Origin of the sequence: Aureimonas endophytica (genome assembly GCF_014642635.1) — a bacterium.
Lineage (GTDB): Bacteria > Pseudomonadota > Alphaproteobacteria > Rhizobiales > Rhizobiaceae > Plantimonas > Plantimonas endophytica.
Genome location: NZ_BMIQ01000006.1, coordinates 184,651 through 202,069, shown reverse-complemented (window position 1 = coordinate 202,069; position 17,419 = coordinate 184,651). Strand labels below are relative to the sequence as shown.

The 17,419-nt window shown below is 69.4% G+C and carries 18 protein-coding genes; 6 read left to right on the top strand and 12 right to left on the bottom strand.

Annotated features, from left to right (window positions below):
* The first annotated feature begins 12 nt into the window (after positions 1–12).
* From IEY14_RS18535 to IEY14_RS18525, 3 genes are all read left to right on the top strand, one after another.
* Positions 13–1,002 (top strand): L-threonylcarbamoyladenylate synthase, encoded by a 990-nt coding sequence (locus tag IEY14_RS18535; protein ID WP_188911160.1) that lies wholly within the window; start codon positions 13–15, stop codon positions 1,000–1,002.
* Positions 1,003–1,004: 2 nt separating this feature from the next.
* Positions 1,005–2,432 carry an FAD-binding oxidoreductase gene (locus IEY14_RS18530; protein ID WP_188911158.1) on the top strand — a complete coding sequence of 476 codons (1,428 nt, stop codon included), beginning with the start codon at positions 1,005–1,007 and terminating at the stop codon, positions 2,430–2,432.
* A gap of 169 nt (positions 2,433–2,601) precedes the next feature.
* Entirely contained in the window at positions 2,602–3,183 is a 582-nt protein-coding gene (locus tag IEY14_RS18525; RefSeq protein ID WP_188911157.1) for a DUF6101 family protein, read from the top strand.
* 7 nt (positions 3,184–3,190) lie between these two features.
* On the opposite strand, the gene ubiA is transcribed toward IEY14_RS18525, so the two are convergent.
* Positions 3,191–4,198: a 4-hydroxybenzoate octaprenyltransferase gene (ubiA, locus tag IEY14_RS18520; protein ID WP_188911155.1), complete on the bottom strand. Its 1,008-nt coding sequence runs from the start codon at positions 4,196–4,198 to the stop codon at positions 3,191–3,193.
* Between the two features lie 135 nt (positions 4,199–4,333).
* Between ubiA and purD the strand changes: the two genes are divergently transcribed.
* Positions 4,334–5,602, top strand: coding sequence for a phosphoribosylamine--glycine ligase (purD, locus tag IEY14_RS18515; RefSeq protein ID WP_188911430.1), 1,269 nt, complete (start codon positions 4,334–4,336; stop codon positions 5,600–5,602).
* 19 nt (positions 5,603–5,621) lie between these two features.
* On the opposite strand, the gene IEY14_RS18510 is transcribed toward purD, so the two are convergent.
* The 7 genes from IEY14_RS18510 to aroC form a co-directional block, all read right to left on the bottom strand.
* Positions 5,622–6,482: a fumarylacetoacetate hydrolase family protein gene (locus IEY14_RS18510; RefSeq protein ID WP_188911153.1), complete on the bottom strand. Its 861-nt coding sequence runs from the start codon at positions 6,480–6,482 to the stop codon at positions 5,622–5,624.
* Positions 6,483–6,582: 100 nt separating this feature from the next.
* The gene (locus tag IEY14_RS18505) at positions 6,583–7,230 is read right to left on the bottom strand and encodes a DedA family protein (protein ID WP_188911151.1); all 648 of its coding nucleotides are present in this window, start codon (positions 7,228–7,230) and stop codon (positions 6,583–6,585) included.
* Between the two features lie 6 nt (positions 7,231–7,236).
* Positions 7,237–8,466, bottom strand: coding sequence for a class I SAM-dependent RNA methyltransferase (locus IEY14_RS18500; RefSeq protein WP_188911149.1), 1,230 nt, complete (start codon positions 8,464–8,466; stop codon positions 7,237–7,239).
* A 15-nt stretch (positions 8,467–8,481) separates the two neighbouring features.
* Positions 8,482–10,398: a 1-deoxy-D-xylulose-5-phosphate synthase gene (gene dxs, locus IEY14_RS18495; protein ID WP_188911146.1), complete on the bottom strand. Its 1,917-nt coding sequence runs from the start codon at positions 10,396–10,398 to the stop codon at positions 8,482–8,484.
* A 146-nt stretch (positions 10,399–10,544) separates the two neighbouring features.
* A complete protein-coding gene (locus tag IEY14_RS18490; RefSeq protein ID WP_188911144.1) occupies positions 10,545–10,817 on the bottom strand; it encodes an exodeoxyribonuclease VII small subunit in 273 nt (90 codons plus the stop codon).
* 21 nt (positions 10,818–10,838) lie between these two features.
* Positions 10,839–11,765 carry a histone deacetylase family protein gene (locus IEY14_RS18485; protein ID WP_188911142.1) on the bottom strand — a complete coding sequence of 309 codons (927 nt, stop codon included), beginning with the start codon at positions 11,763–11,765 and terminating at the stop codon, positions 10,839–10,841.
* 43 nt (positions 11,766–11,808) lie between these two features.
* Complete coding sequence (aroC, locus tag IEY14_RS18480) at positions 11,809–12,903, bottom strand: chorismate synthase (RefSeq protein WP_188911140.1); 1,095 nt, start codon at positions 12,901–12,903, stop codon at positions 11,809–11,811.
* A gap of 193 nt (positions 12,904–13,096) precedes the next feature.
* Between aroC and IEY14_RS18475 the strand changes: the two genes are divergently transcribed.
* Positions 13,097–13,327: a DUF1344 domain-containing protein gene (locus tag IEY14_RS18475; RefSeq protein ID WP_188911138.1), complete on the top strand. Its 231-nt coding sequence runs from the start codon at positions 13,097–13,099 to the stop codon at positions 13,325–13,327.
* A 10-nt stretch (positions 13,328–13,337) separates the two neighbouring features.
* On the opposite strand, the gene IEY14_RS18470 is transcribed toward IEY14_RS18475, so the two are convergent.
* The 4 genes from IEY14_RS18470 to IEY14_RS18455 all read right to left on the bottom strand — a co-directional run bounded on the left by IEY14_RS18470 (position 13,338) and on the right by IEY14_RS18455 (position 16,408).
* Positions 13,338–13,928: a histidine phosphatase family protein gene (locus IEY14_RS18470; RefSeq protein ID WP_188911136.1), complete on the bottom strand. Its 591-nt coding sequence runs from the start codon at positions 13,926–13,928 to the stop codon at positions 13,338–13,340.
* Between the two features lie 22 nt (positions 13,929–13,950).
* Positions 13,951–14,769: an enoyl-ACP reductase FabI gene (gene fabI / locus IEY14_RS18465; protein WP_188911134.1), complete on the bottom strand. Its 819-nt coding sequence runs from the start codon at positions 14,767–14,769 to the stop codon at positions 13,951–13,953.
* Positions 14,770–14,905: 136 nt separating this feature from the next.
* Positions 14,906–15,868 carry a DnaJ C-terminal domain-containing protein gene (locus tag IEY14_RS18460; protein ID WP_188911132.1) on the bottom strand — a complete coding sequence of 321 codons (963 nt, stop codon included), beginning with the start codon at positions 15,866–15,868 and terminating at the stop codon, positions 14,906–14,908.
* Between the two features lie 111 nt (positions 15,869–15,979).
* Positions 15,980–16,408, bottom strand: a complete 429-nt coding sequence (locus tag IEY14_RS18455; RefSeq protein WP_188911130.1) for an RT0821/Lpp0805 family surface protein — start codon at positions 16,406–16,408, stop codon at positions 15,980–15,982.
* A gap of 76 nt (positions 16,409–16,484) precedes the next feature.
* Here IEY14_RS18455 and pdxH point away from each other — a divergent pair, with 76 nt between their 5' ends.
* Positions 16,485–17,105 carry a pyridoxamine 5'-phosphate oxidase gene (gene pdxH, locus IEY14_RS18450; protein ID WP_188911128.1) on the top strand — a complete coding sequence of 207 codons (621 nt, stop codon included), beginning with the start codon at positions 16,485–16,487 and terminating at the stop codon, positions 17,103–17,105.
* Positions 17,106–17,419: the final 314 nt, after the last annotated feature.

Genomic DNA, 17,419 nt, shown 5'->3' with positions numbered 1-17,419 from the left:
GTATGGAGCGGCATGTCGCGCATCCTGCCCATCGAAGACGAGACGGCGATCGATGAGGCCGTGCGCCTCCTCGGCGAGGGCCGGCTCGTCGCCCTGCCGACCGAGACGGTCTACGGCCTCGCCGCCGACGCGACATCCGGCGCGGCCGTCGCGGCGATCTATGCCGCCAAGGGCCGGCCGCGCTTCAATCCGCTGATCGCCCATGTCGCCGATCTCGCCATGGCGGAGCGGCACGGGCGGCTCGACCCGCTTGCCCGCCGCCTCGCCGAGCGCTTCTGGCCGGGGCCGCTGACGCTGGTCGTGCCGGCGAGGGAGGCAAGCGGCATCCATCCCCTGGTCCAGGCCGGCCTGCCGACGCTGGCGCTGCGCATGCCGCGCGGCGCGGCGCGCGACGTGGTGGCGCGGCTCGGCCGGCCGGTCGCCGCGCCGAGCGCCAACCGCTCCGGCAAGGTCAGCCCGACCACCGCCGCCCATGTCGCCCGCTCGCTGGGGCCTCGCGTCGACCTTGTGCTCGATGCCGGCGCGGCGCCGGTCGGCGTCGAATCGACCATCCTGAAGGTGGAGGAGGGGCGCCTCATCCTGCTGCGGCCGGGCGGGCTCGCCGCCGCCGAGGTCGAGGCCTTTGCGGGCCTTGCCGTCGAGGGGCCTGGCGCCGGCCGGATCGAGGCGCCGGGGCAGCTCCGCTCGCATTACGCGCCGCACGGCGCCGTGCGGCTCGATATAAGCGACGTCGAGCCCGGCGAATGGTTGGTGCGCTTCGGCGAGGCGCCGGTGCCCGGCGAGGCGGCCGCCGCCGGCACGCGCCAGCTCAGCCGAAGCCGCGATCTCGGCGAGGCCGCCGCCAATCTCTTCGCGATCCTCGCCGAACTCGACCGGCCGGATGTCGCGCGCATCGCCGTGATGCCGATCCCGGAAGAGGGGCTCGGCGCGGCGATCAACGACCGTCTGCGCCGCGCCGCCGCGCCGCGCGGCGACGACAGGGACGAGGCTTTCGGAGACTGACCATGGACGACGCGCCGCTTTCCCTCGCGCCCGATCTCGCATCGCGCTTCGCCGCGATCGTCGGCCCGGCCAATGCCCTGACCGACGCCGATCTCATCCGCCCCTATCTCACCGAGCCGCGCGATCTCTATCGCGGCGCGGCGCGGCTCGTGCTGCGCCCGAAATCGACCGAGGAAGTGGCGGCGATCCTGCGGCTCGCCAGCGAGACGCGCACGCCCGTCGTGCCGCAGGGCGGCAATACGGGTCTCGTCGGCGGCCAGTCGCCGCGCTCGCCGGCGGAAGTGCTTCTGTCCCTGTCGCGGCTCGACCGCATCCGCGAGGTCGATCCGGTCGGGCGGGTTCTCGTCGCCGAGGCGGGCGTCGTCCTCGCCAAGGCGCAGGAGGCGGCGAACGCGGCGGGTCTCCTCCTGCCGCTGTCGCTCGGCTCGGAAGGCTCCTGCCAGATCGGCGGCAATCTCTCGTCCAATGCCGGCGGCACGGCGGTGATCGCCTATGGCAATGCGCGCGACCTTTGCCTCGGGCTGGAGGCGGTGCTGCCCTCCGGCGAGGTGATCGAGGGCCTGCGCCGGCTGCGCAAGGACAATCGCGGCTATGACTGGAAGGATCTTCTGATCGGCGCCGAAGGCACGCTCGCGGTGATCACGGCGGCGGTGCTGAAACTGTTTCCCAAGCCCGCCGGGCGCGAGGTCGCCTATGTCGGCCTCGCCTCGCCGGCTCAGGCCCTGCGGCTTCTCGGCCGCGCGCAGGACCGGGCGGGGGGCCAGCTCACCGGCTTCGAGTTCATGGCGCGGATCGCCATGGAATTCACCCTGAAGCATACGCAAGGCGCGCGCGATCCGCTGGCCGCCCCCCATCCCTGGTACGTCCTCGTCGAGATCTCCTCGCAGCGCTCGGCGGAAGATGCGCGCGAGACGATGGAAACGCTGCTCGGCGAGGCCTTCGAGGAGGGGATCGTCGAGGATGCCGCCATCGCCCAGTCGCTCGGCGACGCCGCCGACTTCTGGCGCATGCGCGAGGAGATGAGCTGGGCGCAGAAGCCGGAAGGCGGCTCGATCAAGCACGATGTCGGGGTGCCGGTGGCGCGGGTACCGGATTTCCTGCGTGAGGCCGACGCGGCGGTGCTGAACGCCGTTCCCGGCGCGCGCATCGTCGCCTTCGGCCATCTCGGCGACGGCAATATCCATTACAACATCTCGCAGCCGGTCGGCGCCGACAAGGCGGCGTTTCTGGACCGCTGGGGCGAGATCAACGAACTCGTCCACGGCATCGCCCTTTCCATGAACGGCACCTTCTCGGCCGAGCACGGCATCGGCCAGCTGAAGCGCGACGAGCTCGCCCGCGTGAAGCAGGGGCCGGAGATCGAATTGATGCGCGCCCTGAAGGCGACCTTCGATCCTTTCCGTATCCTGAATCCGGGAAAGCTTGTTTAGACTTCTTTTCATGTTTTCGAATTGATAACCTTGGAATTCGTCATCAACACTTAACTGCCTTTCTTAGGTTGCCTGCAAGACGGCGGGGATAGTGTCGTGTCATCAAGGCCGGGAAACAACGGCCGCTCAAGGGGCCCCGCTGGGGCTCCGAAAAGCAGAGGTCACGACAATGCAGCAGGCAACGTCATCCGCTGGTCCGCGTCCCGAATGGGCCAATGCGCCGATCCGCATCGATCCGACCTTTCTGGACCGGCGGCAAATCCTGGAAACGACCGATGGCGGCGAGCCCGTCGTCTATCGCATCGACAAACGCGGCGTCGCGATCCAGCGCCGGCTCGAACGGGCCGACCTGCCGATGACGATCGCGCTGCCGCCGACCGCCTTCCAGGGCGTCGCCGCCCGCGCGATGGAGGCCGAGGACGGCGTCGTCACCGTGACGCTCGAACTGCTTCACGCCGATCCGAAATTCTGCGTGCCGCTGCTCGTCGCCACCGATCTCTTCGACGTCGCGGCCGACTGGCGCGGCTGGTCGGAGATGTTCCACCTGCCGATGCTGATGATCGAGGCCGATGGCAGCGTCAGCGCGCTGGAGGACACGCTCGGCGGCGTGCGCAGCAACGGTCCGGCGCCCCGCCGCGCCGGCGCCAGCGGCAGCCGCCATCGCCGGCCGCGCTTTCTCGCCCGCCGCAAGCCGGGCGGTCTGGGCTTGCGCATGATCGTGGCGGGCGAGGAGATCGTCGCCCGCGACTGAGCCCGTCCTAGCGCGGCAGCGGAAAGGACAGGAGCCAGAGCGCCGACAGGACGAAGCCCGAAAACACGATCCAGCCGAAGAGGTTGTTCGTGCGGAAGAGCTTCAGGCAGTCGGCCGGGTCGTTGATGCGCAGGGTGCGGACCTGCCAGAGCATCTGCAGGGCGCCGATGCCGAGACCGGCATAGGCCGGCCAGGCCGGGCCGCCGCTCTCGGTGGCCATCGCCAGGCAGGCGGCGAGGAAGAAGAGGATCGTCCCGCCATAAAGGATCGCGAGCGCCGCCTTGGTGCGCGCGCCGAAGAGACGCGCCGTCGAGCGCACGCCGACCAGCGCGTCGTCCTCTCTGTCCTGATGGGCGTAGATCGTGTCGTAGCCGACCGTCCACAGGACGCTGCCGAGATAGAGCAGCACCGCCGGCAGGGCGAGCGCGCCCCAATAGGCCGCCCAGCCCATCAGCGCCCCCCAGGAGAAGGCGAGGCCGAGGCCGAGCTGCGGCCAGTCCGTCACGCGCTTCAGGAACGGATAGATCGCGACGACGCCCAGCGAGGCGATGCCGAGGGCGACCGTGAAGAGATTGAACTGGATGAGGACCAGGAAGCCGACCAGGGCCTGAAGCACCAGGAAGAGCTTCGCCTGGCGCCGCGTGACCCGGCCGGAGGGCAGGGGGCGCGAGCGCGTGCGGGCGACGCGCGCGTCGATCCCCTCGTCCACGAGATCGTTATAGGTGCAGCCGGCGCCGCGCATCGCCATCGCCCCGATCAGGAACAGAGCGAGGTGCCAGAGCGGCGGCAGGCCCGTCGCGAGGGCGGACGGCCCGATCGCCTGCGGCGCCAGCGCCGCCGACCACCAGCAGGGCCAGAGCAGGAGCTGCCAGCCGATCGGCCGATCCCAGCGCGCCAACTGCGCATAGGGCCAGAGCCAGCGCGGCAGGGCGCGATAGACCCAATTGCTGCTCGGCGCGTCGGAAACGCGGCCGCCAAGGGTCGGATCGAGAGGGCGTGATTCCGGATGTGCCATCGCCGAAGAGCCTTCGAGCCCCGCGCGCGCGCCGTCAAGCCCGCACCCGTGCCGATTTCGCCTTGACCCGTTCCACGGACCCCCCGTAATCGCTCGCCATCCAGGTGGTTTCCTCGCGCGGACGGTTTCATGGCGATCGACGTTCTTCTCATCGGTTCCGGTGGCCGCGAACATGCGCTGGCCTGGAAGATCGCGCAGTCGCCGGAGCTCGGCACGCTCTACGCGGCGCCCGGCAATCCGGGCATCGCGACCGTCGCGACGCTGGTCGAGCTCGATCCGGCCGATCATGCGGGCGTCGTCGATTTCGCGAAGGCGAAAGGGATCGGCCTCGTCGTCGTCGGGCCGGAAGGGCCGCTCGTCGCCGGTCTCGCCGATCCGCTGCGGGCCGCCGGCATACCGGTCTTCGGCCCCTCGGCCGGCGCGTCGCGGCTCGAAGGCTCGAAAGGCTTCACCAAGGATCTCTGCACGCTGAAGGACATTCCGACCGCCGCCTATGGCCGGTTCGGCGAAGCGGAGGCGGCGAAGGACTATCTGCGCCAGAGGGGCGCGCCGATCGTCGTGAAGGCCGACGGGCTGGCGGCCGGCAAGGGCGTCACCGTCGCGATGACGCTGGACGAGGCGCTCGGCGCGGTCGAGGCTTGTTTCGCCGGCGAGACGGCGCTCGGCTCCGAGGTCGTGATCGAGGACTATCTCGAAGGGCCGGAGGCGAGCCTCTTCTGCTTGTGCGACGGCCAGGAGGCGCTGGTCTTCGGCACGGCGGAGGATCACAAGCGCGCCCATGACGGCGACGAGGGGCCGAATACCGGCGGCATGGGCGCCTATTCGCCGGCCGTGGCGCTGACGCCCGAACTGGTCGAGACGGCGATGGCGCGGATCGTCCGCCCGACGCTGGAGGGCATGCGCGAGGCGGGCACGCCCTTTGCCGGCATCCTCTATGCCGGGCTGATGATCACGCGGGAGGGGCCGAAGCTCATCGAATACAATGTCCGCTTCGGCGATCCCGAATGCCAGACCCTGATGCTGCGGCTGAAGAGCGATCTCCTGCCGATCCTCCTCGCCGTCGCCAAGGGCGATCTGTCCGGCCTCGCGCCGGAATGGCGGGACGAGGCGGCGGTCTGCGTCGTCGTCGCGGCGGAAGGCTATCCCGGCGCCTATCGGCGCGGCACCGAGATCCGGCATCTGCCGGCGGACGAGGCGGGCGCCGTGGTCTTCCACGCCGGCACGCGGCGGGAGGGCGAGCGGCTCCTCGCCGATGGCGGCCGCGTTCTCGGGGTGACGGCGCTCGGCGCCGATGTCGCGGCGGCGGTCGCCTCCGCCTATCGCCTCGTCGGCGCGGTGGACTGGCCGGAAAGCTTCTTCCGCTCCGATATCGGCCACCGGGCGATCGGCGCCGCCGCGTCCTGACGGCGGCGGCTCGGCCGGCTCAGCGCTCGTGATCGCCCCAGGGGGCGATGCAGACATGGCTCTGGACGCCGAGCCCGTCGCCGCCGAGCCGCACCTTGTCGCCATTGGCGAGGAAGCGCGGCGGGTCGTAGGACAGGCCGACGCCGCCGGGCGTGCCGGTCAGGATCACGTCGCCCGGCTCCAGCCGCGTGAAGCGCGAGATGTAGGAAACGAGATAGGGCACCTTGAAGATCATGCCGGCGATCGAGGAGTCCTGCTGGCGCTGGCCGTTCACCTCCAGCCAGAGATTGATCTCGCCATAGCCGGGCAACTCGTCCTTCGTCACGAGCCAGGGGCCGAGCGGGGCGAAGCTGTCATGCGACTTGCCCTTGAACCATTGCCCGCCGCGCTGCAATTGCAGGCTGCGCTCGGTGAGGTCGTTGGCGAGCGTGAAGCCCACGACATGGTCCATCGCCTGCTCGACATTGACGTATTTCGCCGTCGAGCCGATCACGACGCCGAGCTCGACGCCCCAGTCGGTGCGCGTCGAGAGGCGGGGCAGTTCGATGGGATCGAAGGGCCCCGAGACCGAAGTCGGCGCCTTCATGAAGACGGTGGGCTCGGGATTGATGCGGAAGCCGGCGAGTTCGGCGCTTTCGTGGAAGTTCGGCCCGACGCCGATCACCTTGCCGATGCCGCCGATCGGCGTCAGCAGCTCCGCGCCTTCCGGGGCGAGGGGCAGCGATTCGGGATCGAGCGCCGCCAGCGCCTCGATGGCGGCGGGGGAAAGCGCGGCGCCGGCGAGATCGGCGACATGGTCGGACAGATCACGGATGCGGTCGGCGCCATCCAGCAGGCCCGGCCGCTCCGCGCCCCTCTTGCCGAACCTCACCAGTCGCATGCCCGTTCTCCTGCGCAGCGTCCTTCGACGCCTCAGGAAGGCGCATCTAATCCCGGCGAGCCGTTCGTGAAGTCGCCCCCGAGAAGAAGCTTGGCCTCGATCATTGGCTGGATGCGTCGGGCTCCGGCGGCAGTCCGCCGTCCTCCTTGCCCGCCTCGCTGCGGATCTCGCGCAGGAAACGGTGGATGGTGAGGCCGAGCGCCACGACGAAGCAGAGGCCGACCGCCGCGAAGACCCAGCGCCCCATGGCGAGATATTGCTCGACCGCCGCGCCGAGGAGATAGGCGCCGCCGCAATAGGCGGCTGGCCAGAGCCCGGCGCCGAGGACGTTGTAGAAGGAGAAGCGGCCATAGGGCATGCGCGCCGTGCCGGCCAGGAAGCCGGCGAGCTGGCGCAGGATGAAGATGAAGCGGGCGAAGAGGATGATCGGCGGCCCGCGCTTCAGGAAGCGCTGTTCGAGCCGCGCGACCTGGCTCTTGGAGATGCCGAAGCGCCCCGCGTAGCGATAGACGAAGCCGCGTCCGTAGCGCCGGCCGAGCGCATAGCCGACATTGTCGCCGAGCGCGCCGCCGGCCCAGGCGGCGAGGAGAATCTCCCAGAAGCCGATCCGCCCCTGGCCGGCCAGCACGCCCGCCGCGACCAGCATGCTTTCGCCCGGCACCGGCAGGCCCGAGGATTCGATCAGGATGGTCGCGAAGACGATCACGGTGCCGTAATCGGCGATCCATTCCATGATCCTGTCGAGCATGCGGCGTCAGCGCTCCAGAAGGGCCACGGCTTCGACGTGATGCGACCAGAGGAACTGGTCGATCGGGGTGACGGCGAGCAGCCGATAGCCGCCGTCGACGAGGATGCGGCAGTCGCGCGCCAGCGTCGCGGGATTGCAGGACACCGCCGCGATCCGCGCCACTTTCGAGCCGGCGAGCTGGCGCGACTGCGCCTCGGCGCCGGCGCGCGGCGGATCGAAGACGACGCCCCCGAAGGCGGCGAGCTCGCGCTCCGTCACCGGCCGGCGGAAGAGGTCGCGCCGTTCGATGGCGACGGGCCGCAGGCCCGGGCTGGCGCGGCGCGCCCGATCGAGGGCGGCGAGCGCCGGGGCTTCCGCTTCGAAGGCCCGCACCGCGCTCTTTCGCGCGAGGCGCAGGGCGAAGGTGCCGAGGCCGGCGAAGAGATCCGCCACCTGCTTGGCGCCGGCGAGATGGGCAAGAACGCGCTCGGCCATCGCCTCCTCGGCGGAAACGACCGCCTGAAGGAAGGCGCCCGGCGGCGGCTCCACCGTGACCGCGCCGAGGGTGAGGCTCGGCCGGCGGCTTTCGACCAGGATCTCGCCGCCGATGGAAAGCCGGGCGAAATCCTGCTTCAGCGCGAAGGCGACGATCTCCTTGCGCCGGGTCTCCTCGATCTTCGCCGCGCCTTCCGCCGCGATGTCGAGGCCGGTCTCGGTGGCGGCGACGGTGAGGCGCAGCTCGTCCTTGCGGCCGACGAGAAGATTCGCCAGCCGGCGCAGCGCGCCGAGCCGGGTCTCGATCGCCGGCACCACGACGTGACAGACCTCGATCGGCACGATGCTTTCGCTCTGCCGGGCGTGGAAGCCGAAGGCGACGCCCTCCGGTCCGCGCTTGGCGGTGAAGACGGCGCGGCGCCGGCTCCTCGGCGCGCAGGGCACGAGTTCGCCGACCTCCGGCGCCAGACCGCGCATGGCGAAGGCTTCCACCACGAGATCGCGCTTGAAGCGGCGATAGAGCCCGTCCGAGGCGTGCTGGAGATCGCAGCCGCCGCAGGTGCCGAAATGCGGGCAGGGCGGGGCCTGCCGCTCCGGGCTGGCCGCGAGAATTTCCACCGGATCGGCGCGGTTCTGGCCGCGGGGCGCCACGCGCACCGTTTCGCCGGGCAGCGCGAAGGGCACGAAGACGGGGCTGCCCTCCGCCTCGGCCACGCCGTCGCCCTTCGCGCCGAGCGACGCGATCGTCAGGTCCTCTACCAATCGATCCTGCCTATGTCAGGCCTGCATGACCCGTTTGACGCCGGTGCCGATCGCCTTGAACACGGCATCGACGATGCCGGCGCGATCGAGACTCGCGCGGCGGATCATCACTTCCGGCGCGGCATGATCGACGAAGGCGTCGGGCATCACCAGCGGGCGCACCTTCAGCCCCTCGTCCATCAGGCCATTGATCGCCAGGAATTGCAGCACCTGCGAGCCGAAGCCGCCGACCGCGCCTTCCTCCACCGTCACCAGCACTTCGTGATGGCGGGCGAGGCGGGTGACGAGCTCGGTGTCGAGGGGCTTGGCGAAGCGCGCATCGGCGACGGTGGTCGACAGGCCGAAGGTCTCCAGCTCCTCGGCGGCGGCGAGCGCGTCGGCGAGGCGCGTGCCGAAGGACAGGATGGCGACCTTCGCCCCTTCCTTCACCACGCGGCCCTTGCCGATCGCCAGCACCTCGCCGCGCTCCGGCATCTCGACGCCGACGCCGTTGCCGCGCGGATAGCGGAAGGAGATCGGACCCTCGTCATAGGCGACGGCGGTGCGCACCATGTGCTTCAGCTCCGCCTCGTCGGCGGCGGCCATCACCACCATGCCGGGCAGCGGCACGAGGAAGCCGGTGTCGAAGGAACCGGCATGGGTCGGCCCGTCCGCCCCGACGAAGCCGGCCCGGTCGATCGCGAAGCGCACCGGCAGGTGCTGGATCGCGACATCGTGGACGATCTGGTCGTAGGCGCGCTGGAGGAAGGTCGAATAGATCGCGCAGAAGGGCTTGTAGCCCTCGGCGGCGAGGCCGGCGCAGAAGGTGACGGCGTGCTGCTCGGCGATGCCGACATCGAAGCTGCGTGTCGGAAAGGCCTCGCCGAAGAGGTCGAGCCCGGTGCCGTTCGGCATCGCGGCATTCACGGCGACGATCTTCTCGTCCTCGCGCGCCTCCTGGATCAGCGCCTCGGCGAAGACGCTGGTATAGCTCGGCGCATTGGCCTTGGCCTTCGCCTGCGTGCCGGTGATGACGTCGAACTTGGACACGCCGTGATACTTGTCGGCCGAGTTCTCGGCCGGACCGTAGCCCTTGCCCTTCTTGGTCACGACATGGACGAGGATCGGCCCGTTGCGCGCGTCGCGCACGTTTTTCAGGACGGGAAGAAGATGGTCGAGATCGTGGCCGTCGATCGGCCCGACATAGAAGAAGCCGAGCTCCTCGAACATCGTGCCGCCGGTGAGGAAGCCGCGCGTATATTCCTCCGTCCGCCGCGCGCCCTCGCGCATGAAGTCCGGCAGGTGCCTAGAGAAATTCTTCGCGCGGTCGCGCAGGCCGCGATAGGTCCTGCCGGAGACGAGGCGCGCCAGATAGGCGCTCATCGCCCCGGTCGGCGGCGCGATCGACATGTCGTTGTCGTTGAGGATGACGATGAGCCGCGCGTCGAGCGCCCCGGCATTGTTCATCGCCTCGTAGGCCATGCCGGCCGACATCGCCCCGTCGCCGATCACCGCCACGACATTGCGCGTGCCGCCGTCGAGATCGCGCGCCACGGCCATGCCGAGGCCGGCCGAGATCGAGGTGGAGGAATGGCCGGCGCCGAAGGCGTCATAGGCGCTCTCGCTGCGCTTGGCGAAGCCCGACAGGCCATTTTCCTGGCGCACGGTGCGCATCGCCTCGCGCCGCCCGGTGAGGATCTTGTGCGGATAAGCCTGATGGCCGACATCCCAGATGATTCGGTCGTTCGGCGTGTCGAAGACGTAGTGGAGCGCGACGGTCAGTTCCACGACGCCGAGACCGGCGCCGAGGTGGCCGCCCGTCTTCGACACCGCGTCCACGAGATCGATGCGCAACTCGTCCGCCACCTGCCGCATTTGCGCGGCGGACAGCCGGCGCAGGTCCTCTGGCGTCGCGATCGTGTCGAGAAGCGGTGTATCGGGCTTGTTGGACACTGGCGCTGAATGCCTTCGAGGGTTGGGGAGGGGCCGCACCCGGAGAACGCCGGCACCTGAAACTCAGAATGGTTAAAACCTAATCACGGTCCGCTGTCCATCAAGCCGCCCGGTCGTCGCATGGCTGCCGGATCGGCGGACACCGGTCAGGCGGGGTCCAGCGGCTCCGTGCCGGTGACCTTGCCGGCGCGCGAGAGCTTGATCTTCTCCACCCGGTCCTCGGCAGCCGAAAGCAGGCGCTCGCAGTGATTCTTCAGCTTCTCGCCGCGCTCGTAGATGCGGATCGACACGTCCAGCGCCACCTCGCCGCGCTCGAGATCGGAGACGATCTTCTCCAAGGCGTCCAGCGCCTCCTCGAAGCTCATTCGCTTGATGTCGGAATCGTCCGCGGGCAACGCGGCGGCGGTGTCGGATGCCATGATCTGTCTTCCGATTCGTTCTCAGCCGGCCATCAGACGCGCCACATGCGCGGCGACCGAGCCTCCCAGTCCGTCGAGGTCGTAGCCGCCTTCGAGCAGGCTGACCAGCCGTCCGCCGGCATGGCGGTCGGCGATTTCCATCAGCCGCCCCGTCGCCCAGTCGAAATCCGCTTCCGTCAGTTCGAGATGGCCGAGCGGATCGAGGCGGTGGGCGTCGAAGCCGGCGGAGACGATCACGAGATCCGGCCGGAAGGCGCGGAGCGCCGGCAGGATGCGGGTTTCGAAGGCCTCGCGGAACACCGTGCCGCCGTCGCCGGCGGCGAGCGGCGCGTTGACGACATTGCCGGTTCCGGTCTCGTGCCGGCCGCCGGTGCCGGGATAAAGCGGCATCTCGTGCGTCGAGGCGTAGAAGACGGTCGGGTCGGACCAGAAGATATCCTGCGTGCCGTTGCCGTGATGCAGGTCCCAGTCGACGATCGCCACCCGTTCGAGCCCGTGCGCCGCCTGGGCGTGGCGCGCGGCGATCGCGGCATTGTTGAAGAGGCAGAAGCCCATCGCCGCCTCGGCCGTCGCGTGATGGCCGGGCGGCCGCGAGGCGACGAAGACATTGTCGGCGAGACCCGCCGCCACGTCGTCCACGGCGGCGCAGGCGGCGCCGACCCCGTGGAAGGCGGCGGCGAAGCTCCTCGGGCTCAGCAGCGTGTCGGCCTCGATCCGGGCGAGGCCGCTCGCCGGCACGGCCTTGGCGACGCGCCGCACATGCTGTTCGGGATGGCAGCGGCAGACCGCCTCGACCGTGCCCTCCGGCGCCTCGATCCGCACGAGGCCGGCGAAACGCGCATCGTCGAGCGCCCGCTCGACGGCTGCCATCCGTTCCGGCCGCTCGGGATGGCCGAGGCCGGTCAGATGCTCGGCGAAGACCGGATGCCGGTAGAGACGGGTGACCATGGCCGCGAAGTAAGCTCTTCCGCCGTCAAATCAATTCCCGGCTTCAGTCCCGGCCGGTCTGGCCGCGGTGGCGCAGGACGTGGTCGGCGAGCGCGCAGGCGACCATCGCCTCGCCGACCGGCACGGCGCGGATGCCGACGCAGGGGTCGTGGCGGCCCTTCGTCATCACATCCACCTCGTTGCCTTCGGCATCGATCGAGCGGCGCGGCGTGAGAATGGAGGAGGTCGGCTTCACCGCGAAGCGCGCGACGATGTCCTGGCCGGTCGAGATGCCGCCGAGAATGCCGCCGGCATGGTTCGACAGGAAGAGCGGCCGGCGGTCGTTGCCCATCCGCATCTCGTCGGCATTGGCCTCGCCGGTCAGCGCCGCCGCCGCGAAGCCGTCGCCGATCTCGACGCCCTTCACCGCGTTGATCGACATGAGCCCGGCCGCGATCTCGGCGTCGAGCTTGCCGTAGAGCGGCGCGCCGAGGCCCGCCGGCACGCCGGAGGCGGTGATCTCGACCACCGCGCCGACCGAAGAGCCGGCCTTGCGGATCTCGTCGAGATAGTCCTCCCATTCGGCGGCCATCACGGGGTCGGGGCAGAAGAAGGGATTGCGGTCGATCTCGGCATCGTCCCAGCGCGTCCGGTCGATCCGCTTCTCGCCGATCTGGACGAGGGCGCCGCGCAGCCGCACGCCCGGCACCACCAGCCGGGCGATGGCGCCGGCGGCGACGCGGCAGGCGGTCTCGCGCGCCGAGGAGCGGCCGCCGCCGCGATAGTCGCGGATGCCGTATTTCAGGTCGTAGGTGACGTCGGCATGGCCCGGCCGGTAGCGCCGGGCGATGTCGCCATAGTCCTTCGAGCGCTGGTCGACATTCTGGATCTCCAGCGCGATCGGCGTGCCGGTGGCGATCAGCTCGCCCTCGGCCTCGCCCGGCATCGTGCCGGAAAGGATGCGCACCTCGTCCGGCTCGCGCCGCTGCGTGGTGAAGCGCGACTGGCCGGGACGGCGCTTGTCGAGCCAGGTCTGGATCAGGCTTTCGGAGAAGCGGAGCCCCGGCGGCGTGCCGTCGACGACGCAGCCGATGGCCGGCCCATGGCTCTCGCCCCAGGTGGTCACGCGGAAGAGGTGGCCGAAACTGTTGTGAGACATGACGAAGTCGTTAACCGCATTAACCGGGTGGAAAGCTCTGGCGCGGGATGTAGACGCCGAGCAACGGTGCGGTCAAATCGCGGTTTCCTCCCAGGCCGCGATCGCAAAAAGACACAATTGCGACGCCTCATCGAGAGGTCCGCGCGAATCCCGGCGCGCGGACCCTCGCGCGGCGTCGATGGAGACGAGACCCATGAGCAAGCAGATCATCGCCTTCTTCGCCAGCTCGTTCCTCTGCGTTTCCCTGAGCATCCCGGCCAAGGCCGAGGAGAAGACCGGCGTCGTCGCCGCCGTCGATCGCGATGGCGGCCTCATCACCTTCGCCGACGGCACGAGCTTTAAGGTGCCCACGGGCTTCAACTATGCGGCTGTGACGCCCGGCATGGAAGCCCATGTCATCTTCGGCGAGGTCGCCGCGCAGTAAGGACGCTCCGTCAGACCCAGGCGACCACGCCGTCGCGGGTCTCGATGATCCGGTCCTGCGCGATCGGCGCATGGGCGGCCTCGGCCGGCGCGAGACCGGCATGGCGGACGAGGAAGCAGCGGGCGATGCCGCCATGGGCGACGACGATCGTCGGCCGGGCGAGGGCGGCGAAGACCGGCGCCATCCGCCGGGCCAGCATCGCATAGCTTTCGGCCCCGGCGCCGGGCGGCACGTAGTTCCATTTGTCGCGCTCGCGTTCGGCGAGAGCCTCGGGCGTGCGGCGTTCGATCTCGGCGAGGGTCGAGCCCTGCCAGTCGCCGAAATTCAGCTCCATCAGGCGGGCGTCGGTCGGATAGCCGCCGAGCGGCAGGCCGAGGGCCTCGCGGATGATCTCCATCGTCTCGCGCGTGCGGGCGAGGGGGCTGGCGAGAAAATCCCAGCCCGGCGCGCCGGCGCCGAGGCGCTCGCGCAGGAGCGTGCCGTTGCGGGCCGCCTGCCGGCGGCCGAGCGCGTTCAGCGGCACGTCGACCTGGCCCTGGATGCGCCGCTCGGCGTTCCAGGCGGTCTCGCCATGGCGGCAGAGAAAGAGATGCGGCAGCATGGCGCCGCGTCCGGCCGGACCCTCAGTCCTTGATGACGGAGATGTCCGGCGCGTCCACCGCCTTCATGCCGATCGTGTGATAGCCGGAATCGACATGGTGCACCTCGCCCGTCACGGCGCTGCCGAGATCGGACAGGAGATAGAGCGCCGAATTGCCGACCTCGTCGATCGTCACGGTGCGCTTCAGCGGCGCGTTATATTCGTTCCACTTCAGGATGTAGCGGAAGTCGCCGATGCCGGAGGCGGCGAGCGTCTTGATCGGCCCGGCGGAGATGGCGTTGACGCGGATCGCCTTGCCGCCAAGATCGACCGCCAGATAGCGGACGGACGCTTCGAGCGCCGCCTTGGCGACACCCATCACGTTGTAATGCGGCATCACCTTCTCGGCGCCGTAATAGGTCAGCGTCAGAAGCGAGCCGCCCTCGGTCATCAGCTTCTCGGCCCGCTGCGCGACCGCCGTGAAGGAATAGACCGAGATCAGCATGGTCTTCGAGAAATTGGCTTCCGACGTGTCGACATAGCGGCCCGTCAGCTCGTCCTTGTCCGAGAAGCCGATCGCGTGGACGAGGAAGTCGAGCTTGCCCCAGCTTTCCTCGATCGTCTTGAACACCGCGTCGATCGTCGCGGGGTCGGAAACGTCGCAATGGCCGGCCAGCATGGCGCCGAGTTCGGCGGCGAGCGGCTCGACGCGCTTCTTCAAGGCGTCGCCCTGATAGGTGAGGGCGATCTCCGCGCCCGCCTCGCGCAGCGCCTTGGCGATCCCCCAGGCGATCGAGCGATTGTTCGCGACGCCCATGATGAGGCCGCGCTTGCCGCTCATCAGGCCCTGGGTTGCTGCCATAACCGCTTCCTTGCCGATCGATCGGACGGCGATGCCGTCGCGGCGGCGGTATGGCATAGCGCCTCGCCGCCATCAAGGCGCGCGCACCGTCCGGGATGCCGTGCCTTGGGGATGAGGGCCGAAAAAGTCCGGCCGATCAAGCCGCCGAGGCCGGCTGGCGCGCCTTCAGGAAGTCGATCAGCGCCGGATCGGGCTCCGCCGGCAGCGCGATGCGGACGGAGACCAGAATGTCGCCCCGCCCGCCCGTCTTCGTGGTGAGGCCCTTGCCCTTGAGGCGCAGCGTCTTGCCGCTGTTCGACCAGGGGGGCAGCCGCAGCGAGACGCGCCCGTCCAGCGTCTCGACCGGCAGCGGCCCGCCCAGCACCGCGATGTCGAGCGGCACGGAAAGGTCGAGAAGCAGGTCGCGGCCGCTGATGCGGAAGCGCGGATGCTCGGCGAATTCGATGGTGACGAGCGCGTCGCCGGCCTCGCCGCCGAAGGCGGAGGGCTGGCCCTGACCGCGCAGGCGGATCGTCTGGCCGTCCTCGACGCCGTCCGGCAGGCGGATGGCGAGGCGCTTGCCGGAGGGAAACACCGCCTCCACCTTGTCCTCCGACACGATGTCCTCCAGCCGCACCTTTAAGGTCGCGCGGATGTCCTCGCCCTTCTGCGAGGCCTGGCGCGCCGAGGTGAAGCCGGAGCGCCGGCCGGCCCCGGCCCCCGCGCCGGGCGCGGCGCCGCGCCCCCCGAAGGCCTGTTCGAAGAAGTCGGAGAACATGCTGTCCTGCCCGCCGCCGGCGCCGCCGCCGGTGCTGCGGAACTCAAAGCCGCCGCCGAACGGATCGCGCGCGCCGCCGCCGAAGGGACTGCCGCCGCCCGAAAAACCCTGGAACTTCGGCTTGCCCTCGGCATCGATCTCGCCCCGATCGAACTGGCCGCGCTTTTCCTTGTCGCCCAGGATCTCGTAGGCCTGGTTGGCCTCGTTGAAGCGGGCGCCCGCCTGGCTGTCGCCGGGATTGGCGTCGGGGTGATATTTCTTCGCGAGCTTGCGGAAGGCGCTCTTGATCTCCTTCTCGCTCGCCGTCTTCGGCACGCCGAGCACGGCGTAGGGATCGCGCATAGGGTCAGAATCCTGAAGGATGTCGGTCATGTCGGCGGCGCGGCCGCCGATCCGACACCGTCATATGGCGATAGGCAAGCGGGAAATGAAGGGCGAGCGAAGCGGTGCCGCTCAGCTTCCCTCGGAAAAACGGGTCAGCGTCCATTCGCCCTGGCCCTTGGTGCAGGCCTCGCCGTCATAGAGCGCGACGCCGTCGAAGCGCTGGCGCGAGGTGCGGAACTGGCGGCAGATCATGTTGCCGGCGCGCCGCTCCTGGATGCTGGTGATGACGCCGCTGGCGCCCGTGTCGGCATTGGCCCAGGCCATGGTCGAGCTGTCGGCGCCTTGCATGTTGGCGGCGGAAACGGCGTTGCGCACCGTGTTCTGGTCGGACTGCTCGATGGAGCTCGGCGCCGGAGCCTGAGCCGCGGCGGCCTTCGGATGGATGGAATTCGTGGCCGTCTGGTCCACCGCCTCTTCGAGGCCGCCTCCCGACACGACGCAGCCCGACAGGGAAAGGGCTGCGGCAAGGGCGAGAAACAGGGCTTTGTGAGGCTGCATCTTGGTCCTATGTCTCGCGGGCCCAGGCGTCTTGATTCGGCGATGGGCGAGACGCCCGATCGGAGCACGTTCCAATATGACGAACGAAAGCTTAACCCTTGGTGAAACCGTCGTCGGCGAGGAGCCCTTCGGCCTGTTCGCCGACTGGCTGCGCGAGGCCGAGGCGGCGGAGATCAACGACCCCAACGCCATGGCGCTCGCCACCGTCGACACTTCCGGCCTCCCGGATGTCCGGATGGTGCTCCTGAAGGGATTCGACGCTCGCGGCTTCGTCTTCTACACAAATTTCGAGAGTGCAAAAGGCCAGGAGCTTCTCGCGACGCGAAAGGCGGCCCTGTGTTTCCATTGGAAGACACTGCGGCGGCAGGTGCGGGTGCGCGGGCCCGTCGAGATCGTGTCGGAGGCGGATGCCGATGCCTATTACGTCTCGCGCCCGCGCGGCAGCCGGCTCGGCGCCTGGGCCTCGCAGCAGTCCCGGCCGCTGGCGAGCCGCCGAGTGCTGATCGAGGCGGTGGACGCGCTCGACAAGCGCTACGGCGAAGGCGAGATCCCCCGCCCGCCCCACTGGTCGGGCTTCCGCGTCCTGCCGCAGGAGATCGAGTTCTGGAAGGACGGCGAGTTCCGCCTGCACGACCGCATCCTGTTCAAAGGCGGTGCGGAAACGCAGGGTTGGGAGCGGGTGCGGCTTTACCCGTGAAACGATGAAAACCTGACAGAAGCGGGATCGCTTCCTATATTGCGATCAAGTATCATGCCGAATGCAGGTTCCTGATAGGGTTGCGAGAATTCTCATGCGAATGATCACTCCCCGTGACGAGCGTATTCTTGAAACCTTGTCACAGCATGCCGGAAACGACCTAGTCCTAGTCGGAAAGGCATTGGAAACTGTTCGCAGCCGCGCTCGGCAGGGGCATCAGTCCACCATCGAAGAGACGGTGGAAGTCATTCGGCAGATGCGTCGGCAGCAAGAGAGCAGACGGGAGAGCGGGGAGCGCATTTGATCTTCGCACT

Coding starts and splice junctions, on each gene's coding strand:
- IEY14_RS18535 (WP_188911160.1), top strand. CDS start 13: ATGTCGCGCATCCTGCCCATCGAAGACGAGACGGCGATCGATGAGGCC.
- IEY14_RS18530 (WP_188911158.1), top strand. CDS start 1,005: ATGGACGACGCGCCGCTTTCCCTCGCGCCCGATCTCGCATCGCGCTTC.
- IEY14_RS18525 (WP_188911157.1), top strand. CDS start 2,602: ATGCAGCAGGCAACGTCATCCGCTGGTCCGCGTCCCGAATGGGCCAAT.
- ubiA (WP_188911155.1), bottom strand. CDS start 4,198: ATGGCACATCCGGAATCACGCCCTCTCGATCCGACCCTTGGCGGCCGC.
- IEY14_RS18510 (WP_188911153.1), bottom strand. CDS start 6,482: ATGCGACTGGTGAGGTTCGGCAAGAGGGGCGCGGAGCGGCCGGGCCTG.
- IEY14_RS18505 (WP_188911151.1), bottom strand. CDS start 7,230: ATGCTCGACAGGATCATGGAATGGATCGCCGATTACGGCACCGTGATC.
- IEY14_RS18490 (WP_188911144.1), bottom strand. CDS start 10,817: ATGGCATCCGACACCGCCGCCGCGTTGCCCGCGGACGATTCCGACATC.
- IEY14_RS18485 (WP_188911142.1), bottom strand. CDS start 11,765: ATGGTCACCCGTCTCTACCGGCATCCGGTCTTCGCCGAGCATCTGACC.
- aroC (WP_188911140.1), bottom strand. CDS start 12,903: ATGTCTCACAACAGTTTCGGCCACCTCTTCCGCGTGACCACCTGGGGC.
- IEY14_RS18475 (WP_188911138.1), top strand. CDS start 13,097: ATGAGCAAGCAGATCATCGCCTTCTTCGCCAGCTCGTTCCTCTGCGTT.
- IEY14_RS18470 (WP_188911136.1), bottom strand. CDS start 13,928: ATGCTGCCGCATCTCTTTCTCTGCCGCCATGGCGAGACCGCCTGGAAC.
- fabI (WP_188911134.1), bottom strand. CDS start 14,769: ATGGCAGCAACCCAGGGCCTGATGAGCGGCAAGCGCGGCCTCATCATG.
- IEY14_RS18460 (WP_188911132.1), bottom strand. CDS start 15,868: ATGCGCGATCCCTACGCCGTGCTCGGCGTGCCGAAGACGGCGAGCGAG.
- IEY14_RS18455 (WP_188911130.1), bottom strand. CDS start 16,408: ATGCAGCCTCACAAAGCCCTGTTTCTCGCCCTTGCCGCAGCCCTTTCC.
- pdxH (WP_188911128.1), top strand. CDS start 16,485: ATGACGAACGAAAGCTTAACCCTTGGTGAAACCGTCGTCGGCGAGGAG.